Below are 19,556 nucleotides of genomic sequence, written 5' to 3'. Positions count from 1 at the left end.
GGTTGAATGGTTATATTCCTTGAAAGATTAGCATATTTGAAAGATACATATCACCTAAATCCGAGGATTTTATCTGGCAATTTAACCCATATTTAACAGCCTGTTTAAGCGACTAATGTTACAGCGTGAAATCTGGGCAGAAAAATACACTTCGCCTAAAAACCACCCTGCTTATGTTCTTTTGAGCGCCACCTAAACATTAACAAGCGCTACTTCAAATTAATTTTAATTTTTGAGGTGTGCTTTACTTCTTCCATTACCACGTAGGTTCTCGATTCGCTCACTCCGGGTAGTCGCAATAAGGTATCGCCCAGTAACTTTCGATAGCTCGACATATCAGCCACTCGCGTTTTTAATAAAAAATCGAAATTACCCGAAACCAAATGACATTCCTGAATATCTTCATGCTCTTGCACCGCCGCAGAAAATTCCGCGAAGATATCCACTGATGTCTTCGTTAATGTAATCTCAACGAACACCAACATGGCTGCACCGAGCATCTCTGGATTGAGTCTTGCGTGATAGCTCTCTATGTACCCTTGGGATTCAAGCCTACGGACCCTTTCGAGGCAGGGACTGGCGCTCAAGCCAACTATCTTGGCTAAGTCTACATTTGAAATTTTTCCGTTTGACTGTAGTTCAGACATGATTCTACGGTCGATACGGTCAATATGTTTGGGGGTTTTCACTAGCATAATTAAATGTTAAATATTTGTCTATTTACCAAATAATATACTGTAAAAAATAAAAATACGAAATTATTATTTTCTTTTTATTCGTTACAATGCGCAACTTCAAACATCCAATATAGAGTGTAATATTATGTTAGTCGGTGTACCAAAAGAAATTAAAAATCATGAGTATCGCGTAGGCTTAACGCCTGCAGCAGTAAAAGAATTTGTCGCCCATGGCCACTCGGTCGTGATTGAAACCGACGCAGGCACTTCAATCGGTTTTACTGATGAGATGTATATTAATGCTGGCGCAAGCATCATTGATAACGCCGCTGAAATATTTGCCACCGCCGACATGATAGTTAAGGTAAAAGAGCCGCAGGCAAACGAATGTAAAATGCTGCGCGAAGGTCAAATTTTATATACATACTTGCACTTAGCACCAGACGCCAAACAAACCGAACTCTTGGTTGCTTCAGGCGCAACTTGTGTTGCTTATGAAACGGTCACCGATAATAAAGGCGGATTGCCCCTACTTGCGCCCATGTCAGAAGTGGCTGGACGCATGTCAATTCAAGCTGGCGCGCACTACCTTGAGAAGGCCCACGGTGGCAGTGGCACGCTGTTAGGCGGCGTGCCGGGCGTTGCTCCCGGTAAAGTGTTAATTATTGGCGGCGGGGTGGTTGGTACCCAAGCTGCTAAAATGGCGGTTGGCCTAGGCGCAGAAGTGACTATTTTAGACCGCTCTCTGCCTCGCTTAAGAGAGTTAGATGATATCTTCTTAGGACGTATTCATACTGTATATTCAACCGAAGAAGCAATTGAGCATTACTCATCAAGAGCCGATCTTGTTGTAGGCGCCGTATTGATACCAGGTGCGGCCGCACCGAAATTGCTGAACCGTGAGCATATCAAAGCAATGAAACCTGGTTCAGTATTAGTTGACGTTGCAATCGACCAAGGCGGCTGTTTTGAAACATCTAAAGCAACCACTCATCAAGATCCTGTATACATTATCGATGATGTCGTACATTACTGTGTAGCGAACATGCCTGGCGGTGTTGCCCGCACTTCTACTATGGCATTAAACAACGCGACGCTGCCGTTTGGCTTGGCGCTTGCCAACAAGGGTGCAAAGCAAGCCATGTTAGATGATAAAAATCTGCTCAATGGATTAAATGTACACAAAGGTTTAGTCACGTATAAAGCGGTAGTTGATGCGCTAGGCAAGCAGTTGAATCTGACTTACTGTGATGCTGTGGAAGCATTAAATAAATAAGGCTTACGCAAATTTACGTAAGCGAACTATAAAGCACAAATCATCTTGGTGGTTTGTGCTTTTTTATGCGATGAAGATTTTCAAAAATATTGTTGCTGATGATTTAACTATATTAAATAGCCAGTGATTTATTAATAGCGCAAAGTGCATCAAAGGGCGAGTCTGCTTGCGTTATAGGGCGACCCACAACTAGATAATCAACCCCGGCTTGAATCGCCGCTAGTGGTGTCATGACGCGTATTTGATCGTTACTATCGCTGCCATGTGGACGAATACCAGGGGTGACTAAACAAAATTTTCTGTCAACCTGTTTGCGTAACAGCAGCGCCTCTTTCGCTGAGCAAACTACTCCGTCCGCCCCTGCATTTTGCGCAAGCAACGCGAGTTCAGATACTTTTTTGGCAATGTCAGTTGTCTGGTAAACCGCAGAAAATTGCCGTTCATCCATACTAGTAAGCACCGTAACAGCGGTTAATAACGGCGCGGCACCTATGCTAGCAGATTGTGCTGCTTCTTTTGCAGCCCGCACCATGTCAGGACCACCACTAGCATGCACATTTGTCATCCATACGCCTAACTTAGCCGCAGCGGTGACTGCTTTGGCCACCGTGTTTGGAATATCATGAAATTTAAGATCCAAAAAAACATCAAAGCCCTCGCCTACCAAGTATTTCACCCACTCAGGTCCGTACAAAGTAAACATTTCTTTACCTACTTTTAAGCGGCATAGTTCGGGAGATAGCTTTGCTACAAGTGTCTTAGCGGCTTGAATATCGTCATAGTCTAAGGCCACTATAACTGGCGATGCGTTGGCTGTGTTCACGTAAGGTTTACCTATATTTTCAAAGACTAATAAGCAAAAGATTGCTGACTATTAAACACCAGATCCAGCCTACATACTCTAAAAACTGAATCTGAAGAGTTTTCGTTTATTCGCCGTCAAGCCCCTTAATAGGCTTGATTACAGACCACTTTTTACAAGAGGGACAAAGCCAATAGAGCTGCCGGCCTGAAAACCCGCAACTATGACAACGATATTTAGGTCTTTGTTTTATTTGCTTGACGATTAATGACTGCATTTGCCCAAGACTTTGCTGTGTTCTGTTATCTGGCAGGGCTTTTTGATATAGACTAAGCAGAGATTCAAACCCGCGCATTGTGGGGTGCTGGTCTAGCTGACGATTGAGCGTTTCGATAGCATCGTCTGTATTTCCTTTTCTCGCGATAATTTTTACCTTCGCGATATATGAAGAGGCGCACTTTTGCCAATACGGGTCGAGTAATTTTTCCAACCTGTCCCAAGCATCAATTTTGCCGGCACAAATTTCTAAATGGGGTATGGCTTCACTCAGCCAGTTTAAGTCTCGCTTTGGCACTTCAGCAAGGTAATCCATAGCCTGTGCATAATTTTCTTGTTGAATGGCTAATTTACCGAGTTCAAGCCACGCTCTAACTTCTTTACCCTCAACCATTATAGCTTTCTTGAGGGTTTTCTCGGCTGCATCTAAATCATTTTCTTGAATCTGTTCTAAGGCCTGCTCACAATAAAAATGGGCGAGAAGCAAGTACATAAATTCATCATTTGGGGTGATTTTTAAACTGCGACTGGCTAATTCAACCGCCTTATTCCATTCTTTAGTTACTTGATAGATACTAAATAGCTTAGATTGAGCGGTGTTAAAGTGTTTCTCATCTTCCAGTAGTTGAATGAATACGCCCTCCGCTCTTTCTAAAAAGCCGGCTAACAAATAATCTGTGCCAAGCTCAACTAGCGCGAGTGCTTCTTGTCTTTTATTAATTTCATCGCGACTGATTAAATTCTGATGGACTCTAATAGCGCGATCTAGCTCGCCACGGTGCCGAAAGAAATTACCCATGGCAATATGTGTTTCAACGGTGTCGTTATTGACACTGATCATCTTCATGAAAGTATCTACCGCTTTATCTGCCTGGTCAGACAGTAAAAAGTTGAGACCTTTATAGTAGTGATTTGAAAGAATGGAGGATTGTTTGCGCTGAGCTCTTCGTAAACTATTTCTTCCCATCACCCAACCGTAAGCGGCGGCAACAGGCAATAACAGAAACAAAAACTCGATCATTTATGGGGCTACTTTAGCAAGCTTATTAAGCTTTCGGGTAAGAACCGAGACTTTTACCTTAAGGGCAAGGTATTTAGTAACTATAGTGCACATACCAAGAATAAAGCCTGCACAAATAGACCAAACCATAAAGGTCGATACCCGCATATCGGTTTGGGCAATTAAATAGTTAACCGTAATCATATCAGCATTACGTGAGCCAACAACAATTGCGAGCAATACAAGCAACACAACGGTGATAATAACCAATATCGCTTTCATCAAGCTTCCTTACTGACGGGTATAGAGAAAATATTAGGCGAAAGAGTTAAAGATCGACTCTATCCCTTAATTCTTTACCCGCTTTAAAATGTGGAACGTGCTTTCCGCTTAGCTCAACCGTGTCGCCTGTTTTAGGGTTACGGCCGACTCTTGGTGCACGATAATGCAGCGAAAAACTTCCAAAGCCGCGTATTTCTATGCGATCGCCTCGTTGCAGTGTTTGCGCCATTTGTTCAAGTAATTCTTTTACAGCAGATTCGAGCTCTTTGCCTTGTAGGTCTTGAACCTTTAAGCCTAGGCGTTCAATGAGTTCTGATTTGGTCACGGAATATCTCCTAAGTTAATCTTATGAGAGGTAACCTTGGTGCATGTGATAAAAAAGGAGCGGCAGAAAAGCCGCTCCTGATAGTACGATTACTCGCCTTTTGCAGCTTTAAATGCTTCTGCCATTGCGTTCGCAAAACCAGCATCATCTTGTTTGTTAACTGAATCAATAGCTTCTTTTTCGTCAGCTTGATCCTTCGCTTTAACAGACAGATTTACGATACGGTTCTTACGGTCAACGCCCATGAATTTAGCATCAATGGTTTCACCCACTTTTACTACATCATTTGCGTCTTCTACTCTATCACGTGCAAGGTCACCAATACGGATATAACCAACAACTTCTTCGCCAAGTTGTACGGTCACACCTTTAGCATCGGCCTCGATAATTGTTCCATTAACAATAACACCTTTTTTGTTATCTGTCAGATACTTATTGAATGGGTCTTCATCGATTTGCTTCACACCTAGAGAGATACGTTCACGCTCTGGATCAACCTGTAATACCACCGCACTGATTTCGTCACCTTTCTTATAGTCACGAACCGCTTCTTCACCCGCTTTCTGCCATGAAATGTCAGATAGGTGAACAAGTCCATCAATACCGCCGTCTAGGCCGATAAAGATACCAAAGTCAGTGATTGACTTGATCTTACCAGACACTTTGTCACCTTTTTCGTATGACTTAGCGAATGTTTCCCAAGGGTTATCAATGCATTGCTTAAGACCAAGAGAAATACGACGACGCTCTTCATCGATTTCAAGTACCATAACATTCACGACATCACCTAAGTTAACAACTTTAGATGGGTGGATGTTTTTATTGGTCCAATCCATTTCTGAAACGTGTACTAAACCTTCAACGCCGTCTTCGATTTCTACGAAACAACCGTAATCAGTCAGGTTAGTCACCGCGCCACTTAAACGAGCACCTTCAGGATAACGCTCTGCAATTTCTTGCCAAGGATCGTTGCCCATCTGCTTCATACCAAGTGATACGCGAGATTTCTCTTTATCAAATTTTAATACTTTAACGTTGATTTCATCACCTACGTTAACGATTTCACTTGGGTGCTTAACGCGTTTCCAAGCCATATCCGTAATGTGAAGTAGGCCATCTACGCCGCCTAAGTCAACGAATGCGCCGTAATCGGTAAGGTTCTTAACGATACCTTTAACTTCATCGCCTTCTTCAAGGTTTTGAAGCAATTGATCACGCTCAGCGCTACTTTCTGCTTCAATAACGGCACGACGTGAAACCACCACGTTGTTGCGCTTAGCATCAAGTTTAATTACTTTAAATTCTAACTCTTTACCTTCTAAGTGAGTCGTTTCGCGAACTGGGCGAACGTCTACTAACGAACCAGGTAAGAATGCACGCACGGTATTCACTTCAACTGTAAAGCCACCTTTGACCTTACCGTTAATGACACCAATGATCGTGGCTTTTTCGTCGTATGCTTTTTCAAGCTCGACCCAAGCTTCATGGCGCTTGGCTTTTTCGCGAGAAAGAATAGTTTCACCGAAACCATCTTCTATTGCGTCTAGTGCCACGTCTACCGTGTCACCAACTTCAATTTCTAATGAACCGTCAGCTGCTCTAAATTGTTCAACTGGGATAGCACTTTCTGATTTAAGGCCAGCATCAACAAGTACAACGTCTTTGTCGATTGAAACAACGGTACCTTTAACGATTGCGCCTGGGCGGGTTTCTAGCTGGAGTAAGCTTTCTTCAAAAAGATCTGCAAAATTTTCAGTCATATTCACATTCAATGTTTAGTCCGTCAATTCAATCCAGAATTACGGGGTTATTAATAAGACCTTTTTCATCCTAAAATCGGTCGCTTTTTGTGCAAAGAACTGCACCGGTGGAGCTTTACGCAAACAATTTACTGTCTATAAATTGTTTTGCCTTTTCAAACACTTGAGTGATATTTAAATTGGTTGAATCAATCTCAAATGCATCTTCGGCAGGACGTAGAGGAGCAGTTGTTCTGTTTGCATCCCGATAGTCTCTTGCCTGTATATCTTCTAAAAGGCGCGAGATTTTAACATCATGCCCCTTATCTTTCAACTGATCATATCTTCTCTGCGCTCGTGCCTCGGCTGAGGCAGTAAGGAAAATTTTGGCGTCGGCGTTTTGAAATACCACTGTACCCATGTCTCTGCCGTCTGCTACCAAGCCAGGTGACTCAACAAAACCGCGCTGACGCCGCAGCAAGGCTTCTCTTACCACAGGCAACGCCGCTACCTGTGACGCTGCAGAACCAACATCTTCGGTTCGAATATCATCGGTTACGTCCTCACCCTCTAAGACGATGCGAGTTACGTTGTCATGAGCGTTAAATGACACGTCTAAGCCACTTGCTAAAGGCACCAGTGCATCTTGGTCGTCAAGTGCCAAACCATGATGAATGGCGGCAACCGCAAGTACGCGATAAATTGCGCCGCTGTCTAAAAAATGCATTTTGTAAGATTCTGCGAGCATTGCGCTCAAGGTCCCTTTGCCAGCCCCGCTTGGGCCATCTACCGTTATTATCGGTATGTGTTGCTGCATAATGGAGGTGCTCATTGCTGAAAACGCCGCAATTATACGCGCATCTTATAGAAGTGCAACGCGACTTAGGTACTATCGCACGATAGTTCTGATAAATGTGGGAGCGTAAAATAAAAAAGCACTGAAGATAGCCCAGTGCTGCCCTATTGCTGACCTATTTTTGCAAACACTTCAAAGAATGTCGGAAAGGTTTTTGACGTACATTTAGGATCATTGATGGTCACCCCACAGTTATCGTCTAATGCAAGCAAAGCGAAACACATCGCCATACGATGATCATCATAGGTATCTATCGCTGCATGTTGAATGTGCTCCGGCGGTGTAATACTTATGTAATCGTTACCCTCTTCAACGCTTGCGCCCACTTTTCTTAGCTCTGTGGCCATGGCGTGCAATCGGTCGGTTTCTTTTACTCGCCAATTATATATATTGCGAATGACTGTCGTGCCCGTTGCAAATAAGGCTGTCGTGGCAATGGTCATCGCCGCATCTGGGATATGATTAAGGTCTTGATCAATGGCCGTTAATTTACCCACCGAAGCGGTAATAGAATTATCTTCCCAATGTATCTGCGCGCCCATGTCTGCGAGCACATCAGCAAACTTAACGTCGCCTTGCACCGAGCTTTTTCCAACACCAAGCACTTTTATCGAACCGCCTTTTATGGCAGCTGCTGCTAAAAAGTAAGAGGCGGAGGACGCATCACCTTCTACCCAGAAGTTACCAGGAGAGGTATACGACTGCTCCGCATCAATAACAAAACGCTGATAGTTATTATTTTGAACATTAACGCCAAACTTTTTCATGCTGTCCAAAGTTATATCGATATACGGCTTAGATACCAAGGTACCCTTAATATTTATACAGACCTGCTGTTTGAGCAGAGGGGCGGCCATTAATAAGGCAGTTAAAAACTGACTTGATACCGACCCGTCTACAGTAAACTCTGTCTGACTTATATTCGCCTGCTGAATCGCAATGGGTGGATAGCCTGGGTTTTTTACATAACGAATGTTCGCGCCAGCGGCAATTAAGGCTTCTGCCAAATCACCAATAGGACGCTCTTCCATACGCGGCTCACCGGTCAGTGTTACATTTACATCTGAAAATGCTAGCGCCGCGCACAGTGGCCGCATCGCAGTACCGGCATTGCCTAAGAAAAGCTCTAAAGGCTCTTTTGCGACGAACTTACCGCCTATTCCATTGACGATGCATTGCGATTTATCCGCCGATAGACGGTATTTCACGCCTAATGCCGATAATGCAGTTAACATGTGACGAATGTCATCACTATCAAGTAAGTTTTCTAGAGTAGTTTGTCCGGTAGCCAAAGCCGCCAGCAACAATGCTCGATTTGATAGACTTTTCGAGCCGGGTAAATGCACTTCGCCAGCTACTTTTTTAACGGGAGATAACACTAACTGTTCCATGTTAAGTTTTGGTCCTTTCAAATGTTTGCATAAACGATACTAGTGCCTTAACTCCCTCAAGAGGCATAGCATTGTAAATACTAGCGCGCATGCCGCCAACAAATCGGTGCCCCTTAAGTGCCACCAAACCAAGCTTCTCAGCTTCTTCTAAGAAAGCGGCATCTAAGCTATTGTCCGCAAGCTGAAAGGTTACATTCATTTTTGAACGATTTTCTGCTGAAATGTTATTGCGATAAAAGTCCGAGCTATCGATACATTCATATAATAAAGCCGCTTTTTGGGTATTGATTTGCTCAATGGCTTTTACTCCACCTTGGGCCAATAACCATTCAAACACCAACCCCGCTAGGTACCATGAAAAAGTTGGCGGTGTGTTATACATGCTGTCATTATTGACTTGCTGCTGGTAGTCAAACACAGAGGGGGTATCTGCTCTTGCTAAACCCACTAAATCTTCACGAACAATAACCACTGCCAAGCCTGAAGGACCAATGTTTTTCTGTGCACCGGCATAGATGATCCCAAAGTCACTCACATCAATTTCTTTACTTAAGATATTCGAAGACATGTCAACAACAATGGGAACCTTTTTAGATTTTGGCACCCAATTAATTTCTATGCCGTCTACCGTTTCGTTGGAGCAGTAGTGAAAATAGGCGGCCTTGTCATTAATTTCCCAGTTCGATTGATCTGGCACCCACAGTTGGTCATCTCTAGTTTGTGTTTTGGCTACGACTTCTGCCTGCATATACTTTTCGGCTTCGGAAACCGCAATTTGCGACCATTGACCAGAAACTAAGTGTTGTGAAAGGTCACCACGCTGAGCTAAGTTCATTGGCACCGAAAAAAACTGCCCTCGCCCACCACCTTGTAAAAACAATACTTTGTAATTTTCAGGAATGTTCATAAGCGTGCGTAAGTCTTGTTCGGCCTTTTCAGCAATTGCCATAAAGGGCTTACCGCGATGACTAACTTCCATCACGGAGGTTCCTTGACCGTTCCAATCCAGCATTTCTGCTTGGGCGCGCTCAAGCACCGAGCGAGGTAAAGTAGCCGGACCGGCACTAAAATTATAGATGGTTTGCATACAGCATTCTCAATGGGTTGTATCTAACACAAAACAAGCGACTCGATTGAGTCGCTTGTTTCAATATTGCACTGAACTTACCAGTCAATATTACTCTTTGGGAGCATCATCAGCATCGCTTTCAGGTGCTTGCGCATCATCAGCAGCTTCAGTCTCAATGACTTCGGCAACGATAGGCTCGCCGTTTTCATCTAGCTCAATCACTTCTTCAATTTCATCAATTCGCTGCAGGCCCACTACACGTTCGCCTTCAACGGTACGAATCAGTCTCACACCTTGGGTGTTACGACCTACCGTAGATACCTCTGCAGCACGTGTACGAACGAGTGTGCCTTGGTCAGAAATCAACATAATTTCGTTGGTTTCGTCTACCTGCACTGCGCCCACTACCGCACCATTTCTCTCAGATACTTTGATGGACACTACGCCCTTCGTCGCGCGACTTTTCGCTGGATACTCGCCGATTGGGGTGCGCTTACCATAGCCATTTTCAGTGGCAGTAAGAATATCACCCTCTTTATTTGGGATAATTAACGAAACGACGCGCTCCGTTTCGCTGATGCGAATACCGCGAACACCTGTAGCAGTGCGTCCCATAGGACGAACCTGTTCTTCGCTAAAACGCACTACCTTTCCGGCATCAGAGAAAAGCATTATTTCACTGCTACCGTCGGTTAAATCTACACCTATGAGTTCATCACCATCGGTGAGATTTACTGCAATAATACCGTTTGCACGAGGGCGCGAGTATTGCGTTAGTTCTGTTTTCTTCACGGTGCCTTTGCGCGTAGCCATAAACACGAAGTAACCGGCTTCAAACTCTTTGATAGGTAAAATCGCAGTAATACGCTCATTTTCTTCCAAGGGTAAGATGTTCACAATTGGACGACCACGAGCATTACGGCTAGCGAGGGGTAAGTTATACACCTTTAACCAATATAAGCGTCCACGAGTTGAGAAACACAAAATATGATCATGCGTATTTGCTACCAACAGTTTCTCGATGAAGTCTTCATTTTTCATCTTTGTAGCAGATTTGCCCTTACCACCGCGACGCTGCGCTTCGTAGTCAGACAGTTTTTGATATTTAACATAGCCTTCGCGTGAGAGTGTGACGACGACTTCTTCGCGCTCTATCAGATCTTCAATATCAATATCGTGCGTCGCCGCTGTAATTTCAGTGCGGCGCTCATCCCCATATTCATCTCTAATCGCGATTAACTCTTCAGATATCACTTCCATTAGGCGGGTTGAGCTCGCGAGTATAATCAACAGTTCAGCGATTATGTCTAAAAGACCGCGATACTCTTCCAGAATTTTTTCATGCTCAAGACCAGTCAATTTGTTTAGACGTAGGTCAAGAATCGCTTGAGCTTGTTCTTCGGTTAAGAAGTAACTGCCGTCACGAATACCATATTCAGGTGCTAACCAATCAGGGCGAGCAGCATCGTTCCCTGCTCTTTCAAGCATTTCGGCAACATCGCCTAAATCCCAGCCCTTCGCCACCAATCCTTTTTTAGCTTCTGCAGGACTGTTTGATTTTTTAATCAGCTCAATAATCGGGTCAATATTGACCAAGGCAATTGCTAAACCTTCGAGGATGTGTGCTCTGTCTCTGGCCTTGCGTAATTCAAATACGGTGCGGCGAGTAACCACTTCACGGCGATGTAGGACGAACAGTTCGAGTATTTCTTTAAGGTTAAATACCTTCGGTTGATTGCGGTCAAGTGCAACCATATTAATGCCGAAGACGGTTTGTAACTGGGTGTGTGCGTATAAATGATTAAGCAGAACTTCGGCCGATTCATTGCGCTTAACCTCTATTACAATGCGCATGCCGTCTTTATCAGACTCATCGCGCAGTGCAGAGATGCCTTCAACGCGCTTTTCTTTTACCAACTCGGCAATTTTTTCAATCAGTCGGGCTTTGTTTACTTGATACGGGATCTCATGAACGATAATGGTTTCTTTACCGTTTTCTTCCTGTTCAATGCTGGCCTTCGCCCGCATATAAATTTTGCCGCGGCCGGTTTGGTATGCGCTGATGATGCCGGCTCTTCCACTGATAATAGCGGCAGTCGGAAAGTCTGGACCCGGAATATGCTCGAGTAACTCTTCAAACGAAATCTCTGGATTTTCAATTAACGCCAAGCAGCCATTTACGACTTCGGTCAAGTTGTGAGGCGGTATGTTCGTTGCCATGCCCACAGCGATGCCCGATGAACCATTGACTAGCAAATTCGGTACTTTGGTGGGCACAACTTCTGGAATGAATTCAGTGCCGTCATAGTTGGGCACAAAGTTAACGGTTTCTTTTTCTAAGTCAGCGAGCAATTCATGCGCTATTTTAGCCATGCGGACTTCGGTATAACGCATGGCAGCAGCAGAGTCACCGTCTACTGAGCCAAAATTACCTTGACCGTCAACGAGCATGTAGCGCAGTGAAAATGGCTGAGCCATCCGTACAATAGTGTCGTACACCGCAGAATCACCATGCGGGTGATATTTACCAATAACGTCTCCAACAACCCGCGCGGATTTTTTATAAGGCTTATTGAAGTCATTTTTAAGTTCGCTCATTGCAAATAATACACGACGGTGAACAGGCTTAAGACCGTCACGTACGTCGGGCAATGCGCGCCCTACGATTACACTCATTGCATAATCAAGATAGGAATTCTTAAGTTCTTCTTCTATATTAATCGGGGAAATACTACTGGAATTGTTGTCAGCCATGAACTGAATGATCCTTATTGTTGTGGAGTGATCCTCTGGCCCTACTCATTCTCAAAATGAGCCTTAGCCTGAAAGTCCGTATGGACGTGCACATCACCACTTTGTTTTTATCATCTTATTTTCAAGTCGTGATACTAGCACTATAGGCTCAAAAAATGTAGCGCCTTGTGCGCTTAGAGCGTAATTTATTTTGCGTGCATTAATTGTATTTGCAAGAAGCCTTATCAAGGCCACATAAAGGTGCGATAATCTTCACAATTCGTTTTGCCAAATGGGAATAATAATGTCAAATGTTGACGCTCAAGAACTCAGCAAATTTGCTGAGCTAGCCAGTCACTGGTGGGACAAAGAAGGTGAGTTTAAATCCCTTCATGACATTAACCCCTTGCGTGTTGACTATATAGAAGCCCACTGTGAGGGCTTGTTTGGTAAGCGAGTGCTCGATGTTGGGTGCGGCGGCGGCATTCTCTCTGAGGCATTAGCGTTAAAGGGGGCTGAGCTTACTGGCATTGATATGGTTCAGGCGTCTTTAGATGTTGCTAACTTGCATCGCTTAGAATCGGGTGTACAGGTAGATTATTATTTAACTACTGCCGAAGATTGGTCACAAAATCATCCACATGCCTACGATGTGGTCTGCTGCTTAGAAATGTTAGAGCATGTGCCCGACCCCGCTGCCATAGTCAGGGCTTGCGCTCATATGGTAAAACCCAATGGCAAAGTGATTTTTTCTACCTTAAATCGCAACATGAAATCATATCTAATGGCGATCGTGGCCGCCGAATATATGCTATCGATGGTACCTAAAGGAACCCATGATTACGCCAAGTTTATCAAACCTTCTGAGTTAATGGCGATGATCGAAAATACATCACTAAACGCCCTAGAAATGACGGGCCTGCATTTTCAACCCTTGTTAAATCAGTATTACCTGTCTCAAAAAAATGTCGACGTAAACTACTTTATTGTCTGTCAGGCAACTTAAATCACGAACCTACGCAAATTAGAGCAAGCAAATTTAGATTAATGCGCAGTTTGTCACTGAGGATACTTGATGTCGTTTTTAGATCTTGTACCAAGATAAGGAATGACCAACTTTCTGCCGCATCTCTTAATTACATTTTGGACTAAGAATATGCTTTTTAAAATTAAATGTTTTTTTGTTTTTTAGCATAAAAGTAGTTGCAAGAACGTGAGTACAAGTAAGCATTAATCTCATCGGTAAGTTCCTACTAACTAAACGAAGATGTGAACCATTGTTGACACCCAAACACTAGATATAGTGATTGCATTACCACTAAAGACCCACTATCTTGTGTCTATTGACATTATGCGTTCATTTTTTGGATCTTCGAAGTACCTGCAGATGATAAGTCAATCATTCAATTTTTTGCGCTGATAACACATTAAGCTGGGCAAAGACTCCAGCCATAAAAATAAGAGTATAACCATAATGAAAAATGATCTTTTGGTAACCAAACGAGATGGTTCACAAGAAGCAATAGACTTAGACAAAATTCATCAAGTTGTTACATGGGCCGCAAGCGGACTTGAAGACGTTTCTGTTTCGCAGGTAGAAATAAAAGCACAGATACAGTTTTACAACGGTATTAAAACAGCAGAAATTCACGAGACATTGATAAAGTCTGCGGCGGACTTAATTTCAACTGAGTCGCCAGATTATCAATACATGTCTGCTCGTCTAGCCATCTTTCATTTGCGTAAGAAAGCCTACGGCAGATTCGAACCCCCAGCCTTATACGATCATGTTAAAAGCATGGTTGAGAAAGGTAAGTACGATAAGCATTTATTAGAAGACTACAGCCCTGCTGAGCTGGCTGAAATGGATGCATTTCTTGATCACAGTCGCGATATGGACTTCAGTTACGCAGCGGTTAAGCAGTTAGAAGGTAAATACCTTGTACAAAATCGAGTAAGCGGTGAAATATACGAAAGCGCCCAGTTCCTATATGTGTTAGTTGCGGCATGCTTATTCGCAAAATACCCTGCCGACACTCGCATGGATTACATCAAACGTTTTTACGACGCGACCTCTAAATTTAAGATCTCCCTGCCAACGCCGATTATGGCAGGTGTGCGCACCCCTACTCGTCAATTTAGCTCGTGCGTGTTGATCGAAGCTGGAGACAGCCTAGATTCGATTAACGCCACCGCCAGTGCCATCGTTAAATATGTCAGTCAACGCGCCGGCATTGGCATAAATGCGGGTCGAATCAGAGCTATTGGTAGTCCGATCCGAGGCGGTGAAGCTTTCCATACTGGCTGCGTACCCTTTTATAAGTATTTCCAAACTGCGGTTAAAAGTTGTTCTCAAGGCGGCGTTCGCGGCGGCGCAGCGACCTTGTTTTATCCTATGTGGCATCTGGAAGTAGAGTCACTATTAGTGTTGAAAAACAACCGTGGCGTTGAAGAAAACCGCGTGCGTCATTTAGATTATGGAATTCAGTGTAATAAACTGATGTACACCCGGATGATTAAAGACGATTACATCACCTTATTTAGCCCTTCTGATGTGCCAGGTCTGTACGATTCTTTCTTTGCTGATCAAGTAGAGTTTGAAAAGCTCTATGTACAGTATGAAAATGATGACAGCATCCGTAAAAAGCGAGTTAAAGCGATTGAACTGTTTAGCCAGTTTATGCAAGAACGAGCCAGCACGGGCCGTATTTATCTGCAGAATGTCGACCATTGCAATACCCACAGCCCATTTGATCCCTCGGTTGCACCTGTGCGTCAAAGCAACCTATGTTTAGAAATTGCATTACCCACCAAACCATTACGCAACGTCGATGATCCAGAAGGTGAAATAGCCCTTTGTACGCTCTCTGCATTTAACTTAGGTTCAATTGAGAGTCTTGATGATTTTGAGGAATTAGCCGACCTTTCTGTGCGTGCCTTAGATAATCTATTGGATTATCAAGATTACCCTGTTCCGGCGGCTCTGAATGCAACCATCGGTCGTAGAACCCTAGGCATAGGCGTAATTAACTTTGCCTACTACCTTGCAAAGAACGGCGTGAAATACTCTGACCACAGTGCGAACGGTTTGATTCATAGAACGTTTGAAGCAATGCAATACTATTTGTTAAAAGCATCTAATAATTTAGCCAAAGAAAAAGGCGCGTGCCCTAAATTTAATGAAACAACCTACTCAAAAGGCATTTTGCCAATAGACTCTTATAAACGCGACCTTGATGCGGTATGCAATGAGCCTCTTCATTATGATTGGAATACCCTTCGCAATGAGATTGTGGAGCATGGTTTACGCAATTCGACGCTGTCAGCGCTTATGCCATCAGAAACCTCATCACAAATTTCAAATGCGACAAACGGAATTGAACCACCGCGTGGGCATATTAGTATAAAGACCAGTAAAGATGGCGTACTAAAGCAAGTCGTGCCTGATTACAAAGCGCTGAAAAATGCCTATGAATTAATGTGGGACATCCCATCAAACGATGGATACCTGCAGTTAGTTGCCATTATGCAAAAATTTATAGACCAAACTATTTCGGCGAATACGAGTTACGATCCAGGTAAGTACGAGGGCAACAAGGTTCCCATGAAACTCTTACTAAAAGACTTGCTGACCACATACAAGTTAGGCGTGAAGACGCTGTATTATCACAACACTCGCGATGGTGCCTCAGATAAATCAGACACCGAACTCGCTGGTGTCGTACAAGAGCCTCAAGCGCAAACCGCAATCATTGAAGAAGATGATGACTGCGCTGGCGGCGCATGCAAAATATAATCGGATCAGGAATATAAATGAAATATACAACTTTTAATCAAAAAGTGACTGACACGATGACAGAGCCGATGTTTTTCGGTGACCCAGTAAACGTGGCACGTTATGACCAACAAAAGCACCCTATTTTTGAAAAGCTAATCGAAAAACAAATATCTTTCTTTTGGCGTCCAGAAGAAGTGGACGTTAGTAAAGACAGAATGGATTTTCAAAAGCTGTCAGATGCCGAAAAGCATATATTTACATCTAATTTAAAGTATCAGACCTTACTCGACTCGGTCCAAGGTAGAAGCCCAAACATTGCTTTTTTACCGATTATTTCATTACCCGAATTAGAGACATGGGTAGAAACATGGTCGTTTTTTGAAACCATTCATTCACGCTCTTACACCCATATTTTACGAAACTTGTTTTCAAATCCAAGTGAAGTCTTCGACGATATCGTTGTGAATGATGAAATCAGACGAAGAGCCACGTCTATTTCGATGTATTATGACGATTTAATATTTTATACACAGATTTACCAAACCCGTGGTGAAGGTGTGTTTACAATAGACGGCGAAACGCATCACGTAAATTTGCGAGCACTTAAGAAAAAGTTATTTCTATGCATGAATTCGGTTAATGCGCTGGAAGCCATCCGCTTTTATGTTTCTTTTGCCTGTACGTTTGCTTTTGCAGAGCGTGAGTTAATGGAAGGGAATTCTAAAATCATTCGATTAATCGCTCGCGATGAAAATATTCACTTAACCTCAACACAGCATATTTTAAATCTTTGGATAAAAGGCAAAGATGATCCAGAGATGGCTGAAGTAGCAAAAGAGTGTGAGCAAGAAGCCAAAGATATTTTCTTGCTTGCTGTAGAGCAAGAGAAAGAATGGGCAAAATATTTATTTAAAGACGGCTCTATGCTGGGCTTAAATGAAGAAATATTAAGTCAGTATGTAGAATATATTGCTAATCAGCGTATGGCAGCCATTGGTATGGGACAGCCTTTTAATGTTAAAGGTAACCCTCTGCCATGGATGAATAACTATCTTACCTCTGACAATGTCCAAGTTGCACCTCAGGAGACTGAGATAAGTAGTTACTTAGTAGGTCAAATTGACAGTGAAGTCGCTTCTGGTGATTTCGAAGAGTTCGAACTATAAGCGTGATTGTTAAAAACCAAAAGATAAGCGTGTGTGTCGATAAGACCACACGCTTTTTATTTGATCAGGAAGAAAGTTTACTGATTGCCATGGAAAAACAGAATATCGATGTGCATTATCACTGTCGAGAAGGTTTTTGCGGCGCGTGTCGCACCAAGTTATTGTCCGGGCAAGTAGAATATAAAGTTGACCCTTTGGCCTGTATCGAGGACGATGAAATACTCGCATGCTGTTGTGTGCCGCTTACTGATATTGAAGTAGAGACCTACTAGAAAAAGCACAGATGAAGCCGTTTGCCTAAACATTTCTTAGGTAATGCTCAAAAGGCCTTACCCAATAATCAGCAATAGCAGCCTCTCCTGTGAGTTAAAGCGCTAAACCAATTCTTCTTGCGACTTCAATATACGATTCAACGACTGAGCCTAAGCCTTGTCTAAATCGGTCCTTATCAAGCTTTCTTTTTGTTTCACTGTCCCATAGTCTGCAGCCATCGGGTGTGAACTCATCACCTAATATAATCTGGCCTTTTGCATCTACCCCGAACTCTAATTTAAAATCAACTAATAGCATTCCGCCCTTAGCAAAAAGAGGACTCAAAACACTGTTCACCTTAAATGTAAGTGCTTTCATTTCATCTATCTGTGCCTGGCTAGCCCAATTAAATCCAATGATATGCGATTCATTTATCATAGGGTCATGCAAGGCATCATTTTTTAGAAAAAACTCAAAGGTTGGCGGGTTAAGTGTAACGCCCTCTTGCACGCCTAAGCGACGGCATAAAGAGCCTGCTGCATAGTTTCTAAGCACACATTCAACGGGTATCATTTTGAGCTTTTTAACGAGGCTTTCGGTATCAGATAGCAGGCTTTGCACCTGTGTTTGCACGCCAGCAGCTTCAATTTGCTGCATGATAAAGTGATTAAACTTATTGTTAACCTCACCCTTGCGCTCAAGTTGCTCTATTTTTTCCCCATCAAACGCGGAGGTATCATCTCTAAATTCTAATACCAACAGATCGGCTTGATCCGTTAAAAACACGGTTTTTGCCTTACCACGGTAAAGCTCTGCACCTTTTTGCATTTGCCGCCTCAATCTAAATGTCTAAGTTTTCTTCAGCCATGTACCCAGAAAATACTGAGAACAGATCTGTCGCTTGTTTTGCCTCAAAGGGCTGATTGTCTGTGTCTTTAAACGTGATGACCGTTTTCTCGCCTAAAGATTGCACCAGTAAACGGTAGTTAATTTTTTCAAGATCGAGTTCATCTTCGCTGAACATACCTTGCCACCACGAATTGTCTGGGCCATTATATTTGACGAACATCAAACCTGAAGACTGATCTAAATCGATAACGTCAAAGCCCATTTTTCGCAACACCAAAAGGAGCCGAGGCCATGTATTTGCGTAAACAGCATCTACCACGAAAGCCGGATCGCCGTCTGGATTAAAGCCTAACTCTGAATTAAAGCCTTCGCGAATCATCTCTATGCGCTGAGTTTGCGCTAAACGAATTCCAAAATCATATTCTTGGATAATATAATTAAGAAAATTCACCTCATTCTCTCTTAATTCAAAAGGACTGATATTAGCTAATTGAGATTCACCGTTTTCGTCGATGAACGCAATCTTCTCAACATTTAACCCAGCTGTTCTGCCATGTGGAGCGAGATCAACGGTCAATTTAAACTTTCTGGCCTGCTCTATCACGTCATCATTGAATTCATACCAGCTCGCATCAACGTTCTTTCTTGAGACGACCCAGTCGGTAATTAACACGTTTTTCTCGCGATCAAATGATTCAACGGCAATGCTGTTCAATTCCAAATACGCGAGCACTGTGTCCCAAACTTCTGCATCTAGGGCTTTGCTGTCATTCACTTGATCGAACATTACAGTGGCCTTTGAAGACCCCTCGACGACATGTGAACCCCCCACTAAAGGCAGCACTAATCTTGGTGACTGCACCAATACAGCGGGGCCTAAAATGTTATGTTGCGAGTTGGTTTGCGGCAGTGCATAGCGATTTGATATCGGTGGACGAGTTAAATCATCGGGCACTTTCAGCATTTCAGCTTCAGTGACATCTAAGTAATCAAAATTACCTGATGCTTGTTTACGAGTTTCAGAACTTGTACATCCAGCAGTAATTACCAGCGCAAGCAACGAAAAAAGAATCGGTTTTTTCATT

General features: G+C 43.2%; 17 protein-coding genes. 5 read left to right on the top strand and 12 right to left on the bottom strand.

Features of this window, described 5'->3' with window-relative positions; all coding sequences use genetic code 11:
• Positions 1-209 precede the first annotated feature (209 nt).
• On the bottom strand, positions 210-695 hold the full coding sequence (gene lrp, locus AB9H30_RS02480; RefSeq protein ID WP_371193042.1) for a leucine-responsive transcriptional regulator Lrp: 486 nt from the start codon (positions 693-695) through the stop codon (positions 210-212).
• 127 nt (positions 696-822) lie between these two features.
• Between lrp and ald the strand changes: the two genes are divergently transcribed.
• The gene (ald, locus tag AB9H30_RS02475; RefSeq protein WP_371193041.1) at positions 823-1,953 is read left to right on the top strand and encodes an alanine dehydrogenase; all 1,131 of its coding nucleotides are present in this window, start codon (positions 823-825) and stop codon (positions 1,951-1,953) included.
• A gap of 112 nt (positions 1,954-2,065) precedes the next feature.
• Here ald and pyrF read toward each other — a convergent pair whose 3' ends face one another.
• The 9 genes from pyrF to gyrA all read right to left on the bottom strand — a co-directional run bounded on the left by pyrF (position 2,066) and on the right by gyrA (position 12,447).
• Positions 2,066-2,776, bottom strand: a complete 711-nt coding sequence (pyrF, locus tag AB9H30_RS02470) for an orotidine-5'-phosphate decarboxylase (RefSeq protein ID WP_371193040.1) — start codon at positions 2,774-2,776, stop codon at positions 2,066-2,068.
• 106 nt (positions 2,777-2,882) lie between these two features.
• Positions 2,883-4,052 (bottom strand): lipopolysaccharide assembly protein LapB, encoded by a 1,170-nt coding sequence (lapB, locus tag AB9H30_RS02465; RefSeq protein WP_371193039.1) that lies wholly within the window; start codon positions 4,050-4,052, stop codon positions 2,883-2,885.
• The gene (locus AB9H30_RS02460) at positions 4,053-4,313 is read right to left on the bottom strand and encodes a lipopolysaccharide assembly protein LapA domain-containing protein (RefSeq protein ID WP_371193038.1); all 261 of its coding nucleotides are present in this window, start codon (positions 4,311-4,313) and stop codon (positions 4,053-4,055) included. It abuts the gene before it with no gap.
• Positions 4,314-4,359: 46 nt separating this feature from the next.
• A complete protein-coding gene (gene ihfB / locus AB9H30_RS02455; RefSeq protein ID WP_371193037.1) occupies positions 4,360-4,638 on the bottom strand; it encodes an integration host factor subunit beta in 279 nt (92 codons plus the stop codon).
• 89 nt (positions 4,639-4,727) lie between these two features.
• Positions 4,728-6,398: a 30S ribosomal protein S1 gene (rpsA, locus tag AB9H30_RS02450; RefSeq protein ID WP_371193036.1), complete on the bottom strand. Its 1,671-nt coding sequence runs from the start codon at positions 6,396-6,398 to the stop codon at positions 4,728-4,730.
• A 115-nt stretch (positions 6,399-6,513) separates the two neighbouring features.
• Entirely contained in the window at positions 6,514-7,209 is a 696-nt protein-coding gene (cmk, locus tag AB9H30_RS02445) for a (d)CMP kinase (protein ID WP_371193035.1), read from the bottom strand.
• A 128-nt stretch (positions 7,210-7,337) separates the two neighbouring features.
• Positions 7,338-8,624 carry a 3-phosphoshikimate 1-carboxyvinyltransferase gene (gene aroA / locus AB9H30_RS02440; RefSeq protein ID WP_371193034.1) on the bottom strand — a complete coding sequence of 429 codons (1,287 nt, stop codon included), beginning with the start codon at positions 8,622-8,624 and terminating at the stop codon, positions 7,338-7,340.
• 1 nt (position 8,625) lies between these two features.
• Positions 8,626-9,711 (bottom strand): 3-phosphoserine/phosphohydroxythreonine transaminase, encoded by a 1,086-nt coding sequence (gene serC / locus AB9H30_RS02435; protein ID WP_371193033.1) that lies wholly within the window; start codon positions 9,709-9,711, stop codon positions 8,626-8,628.
• Positions 9,712-9,801: 90 nt separating this feature from the next.
• Positions 9,802-12,447, bottom strand: a complete 2,646-nt coding sequence (gene gyrA / locus AB9H30_RS02430; RefSeq protein ID WP_371193032.1) for a DNA topoisomerase (ATP-hydrolyzing) subunit A — start codon at positions 12,445-12,447, stop codon at positions 9,802-9,804.
• A gap of 283 nt (positions 12,448-12,730) precedes the next feature.
• On the opposite strand from gyrA, the gene ubiG reads away from it, so the two are divergent.
• The 4 genes from ubiG (at position 12,731) to yfaE (ending at position 17,642) form a co-directional block, all read left to right on the top strand.
• Positions 12,731-13,432: a bifunctional 2-polyprenyl-6-hydroxyphenol methylase/3-demethylubiquinol 3-O-methyltransferase UbiG gene (gene ubiG / locus AB9H30_RS02425; protein WP_371193031.1), complete on the top strand. Its 702-nt coding sequence runs from the start codon at positions 12,731-12,733 to the stop codon at positions 13,430-13,432.
• Between the two features lie 468 nt (positions 13,433-13,900).
• Positions 13,901-16,222 carry a class 1a ribonucleoside-diphosphate reductase subunit alpha gene (gene nrdA, locus AB9H30_RS02420; RefSeq protein WP_371193030.1) on the top strand — a complete coding sequence of 774 codons (2,322 nt, stop codon included), beginning with the start codon at positions 13,901-13,903 and terminating at the stop codon, positions 16,220-16,222.
• A gap of 17 nt (positions 16,223-16,239) precedes the next feature.
• Positions 16,240-17,370: a class Ia ribonucleoside-diphosphate reductase subunit beta gene (nrdB, locus tag AB9H30_RS02415; RefSeq protein WP_371193029.1), complete on the top strand. Its 1,131-nt coding sequence runs from the start codon at positions 16,240-16,242 to the stop codon at positions 17,368-17,370.
• 2 nt (positions 17,371-17,372) lie between these two features.
• Positions 17,373-17,642 (top strand): class I ribonucleotide reductase maintenance protein YfaE, encoded by a 270-nt coding sequence (gene yfaE / locus AB9H30_RS02410; protein ID WP_371193028.1) that lies wholly within the window; start codon positions 17,373-17,375, stop codon positions 17,640-17,642.
• A gap of 94 nt (positions 17,643-17,736) precedes the next feature.
• Here yfaE and purC read toward each other — a convergent pair whose 3' ends face one another.
• Together purC and bamC are read right to left on the bottom strand one after the other, a co-directional pair.
• Positions 17,737-18,450 carry a phosphoribosylaminoimidazolesuccinocarboxamide synthase gene (purC, locus tag AB9H30_RS02405; RefSeq protein ID WP_371193027.1) on the bottom strand — a complete coding sequence of 238 codons (714 nt, stop codon included), beginning with the start codon at positions 18,448-18,450 and terminating at the stop codon, positions 17,737-17,739.
• Between the two features lie 13 nt (positions 18,451-18,463).
• Positions 18,464-19,555: an outer membrane protein assembly factor BamC gene (bamC, locus tag AB9H30_RS02400; RefSeq protein ID WP_371193026.1), complete on the bottom strand. Its 1,092-nt coding sequence runs from the start codon at positions 19,553-19,555 to the stop codon at positions 18,464-18,466.
• Position 19,556 lies beyond the last annotated feature (1 nt).

It is taken from the genome of Glaciecola sp. SC05, from assembly GCF_041380235.1.
Taxonomy (GTDB): Bacteria; Pseudomonadota; Gammaproteobacteria; order Enterobacterales; family Alteromonadaceae; genus Glaciecola.
Note: the sequence above shows the minus strand (reverse complement) of the source record. Positions and strands in the feature narration are given on the sequence as shown.

Coding starts and splice junctions, on each gene's coding strand:
- lrp (WP_371193042.1), bottom strand. CDS start 695: ATGCTAGTGAAAACCCCCAAACATATTGACCGTATCGACCGTAGAATC.
- ald (WP_371193041.1), top strand. CDS start 823: ATGTTAGTCGGTGTACCAAAAGAAATTAAAAATCATGAGTATCGCGTA.
- lapB (WP_371193039.1), bottom strand. CDS start 4,052: ATGATCGAGTTTTTGTTTCTGTTATTGCCTGTTGCCGCCGCTTACGGT.
- AB9H30_RS02460 (WP_371193038.1), bottom strand. CDS start 4,313: ATGAAAGCGATATTGGTTATTATCACCGTTGTGTTGCTTGTATTGCTC.
- rpsA (WP_371193036.1), bottom strand. CDS start 6,398: ATGACTGAAAATTTTGCAGATCTTTTTGAAGAAAGCTTACTCCAGCTA.
- cmk (WP_371193035.1), bottom strand. CDS start 7,209: ATGAGCACCTCCATTATGCAGCAACACATACCGATAATAACGGTAGAT.
- aroA (WP_371193034.1), bottom strand. CDS start 8,624: ATGGAACAGTTAGTGTTATCTCCCGTTAAAAAAGTAGCTGGCGAAGTG.
- serC (WP_371193033.1), bottom strand. CDS start 9,711: ATGCAAACCATCTATAATTTTAGTGCCGGTCCGGCTACTTTACCTCGC.
- gyrA (WP_371193032.1), bottom strand. CDS start 12,447: ATGGCTGACAACAATTCCAGTAGTATTTCCCCGATTAATATAGAAGAA.
- ubiG (WP_371193031.1), top strand. CDS start 12,731: ATGTCAAATGTTGACGCTCAAGAACTCAGCAAATTTGCTGAGCTAGCC.
- nrdA (WP_371193030.1), top strand. CDS start 13,901: ATGAAAAATGATCTTTTGGTAACCAAACGAGATGGTTCACAAGAAGCA.
- nrdB (WP_371193029.1), top strand. CDS start 16,240: ATGAAATATACAACTTTTAATCAAAAAGTGACTGACACGATGACAGAG.
- purC (WP_371193027.1), bottom strand. CDS start 18,450: ATGCAAAAAGGTGCAGAGCTTTACCGTGGTAAGGCAAAAACCGTGTTT.
- bamC (WP_371193026.1), bottom strand. CDS start 19,555: ATGAAAAAACCGATTCTTTTTTCGTTGCTTGCGCTGGTAATTACTGCT.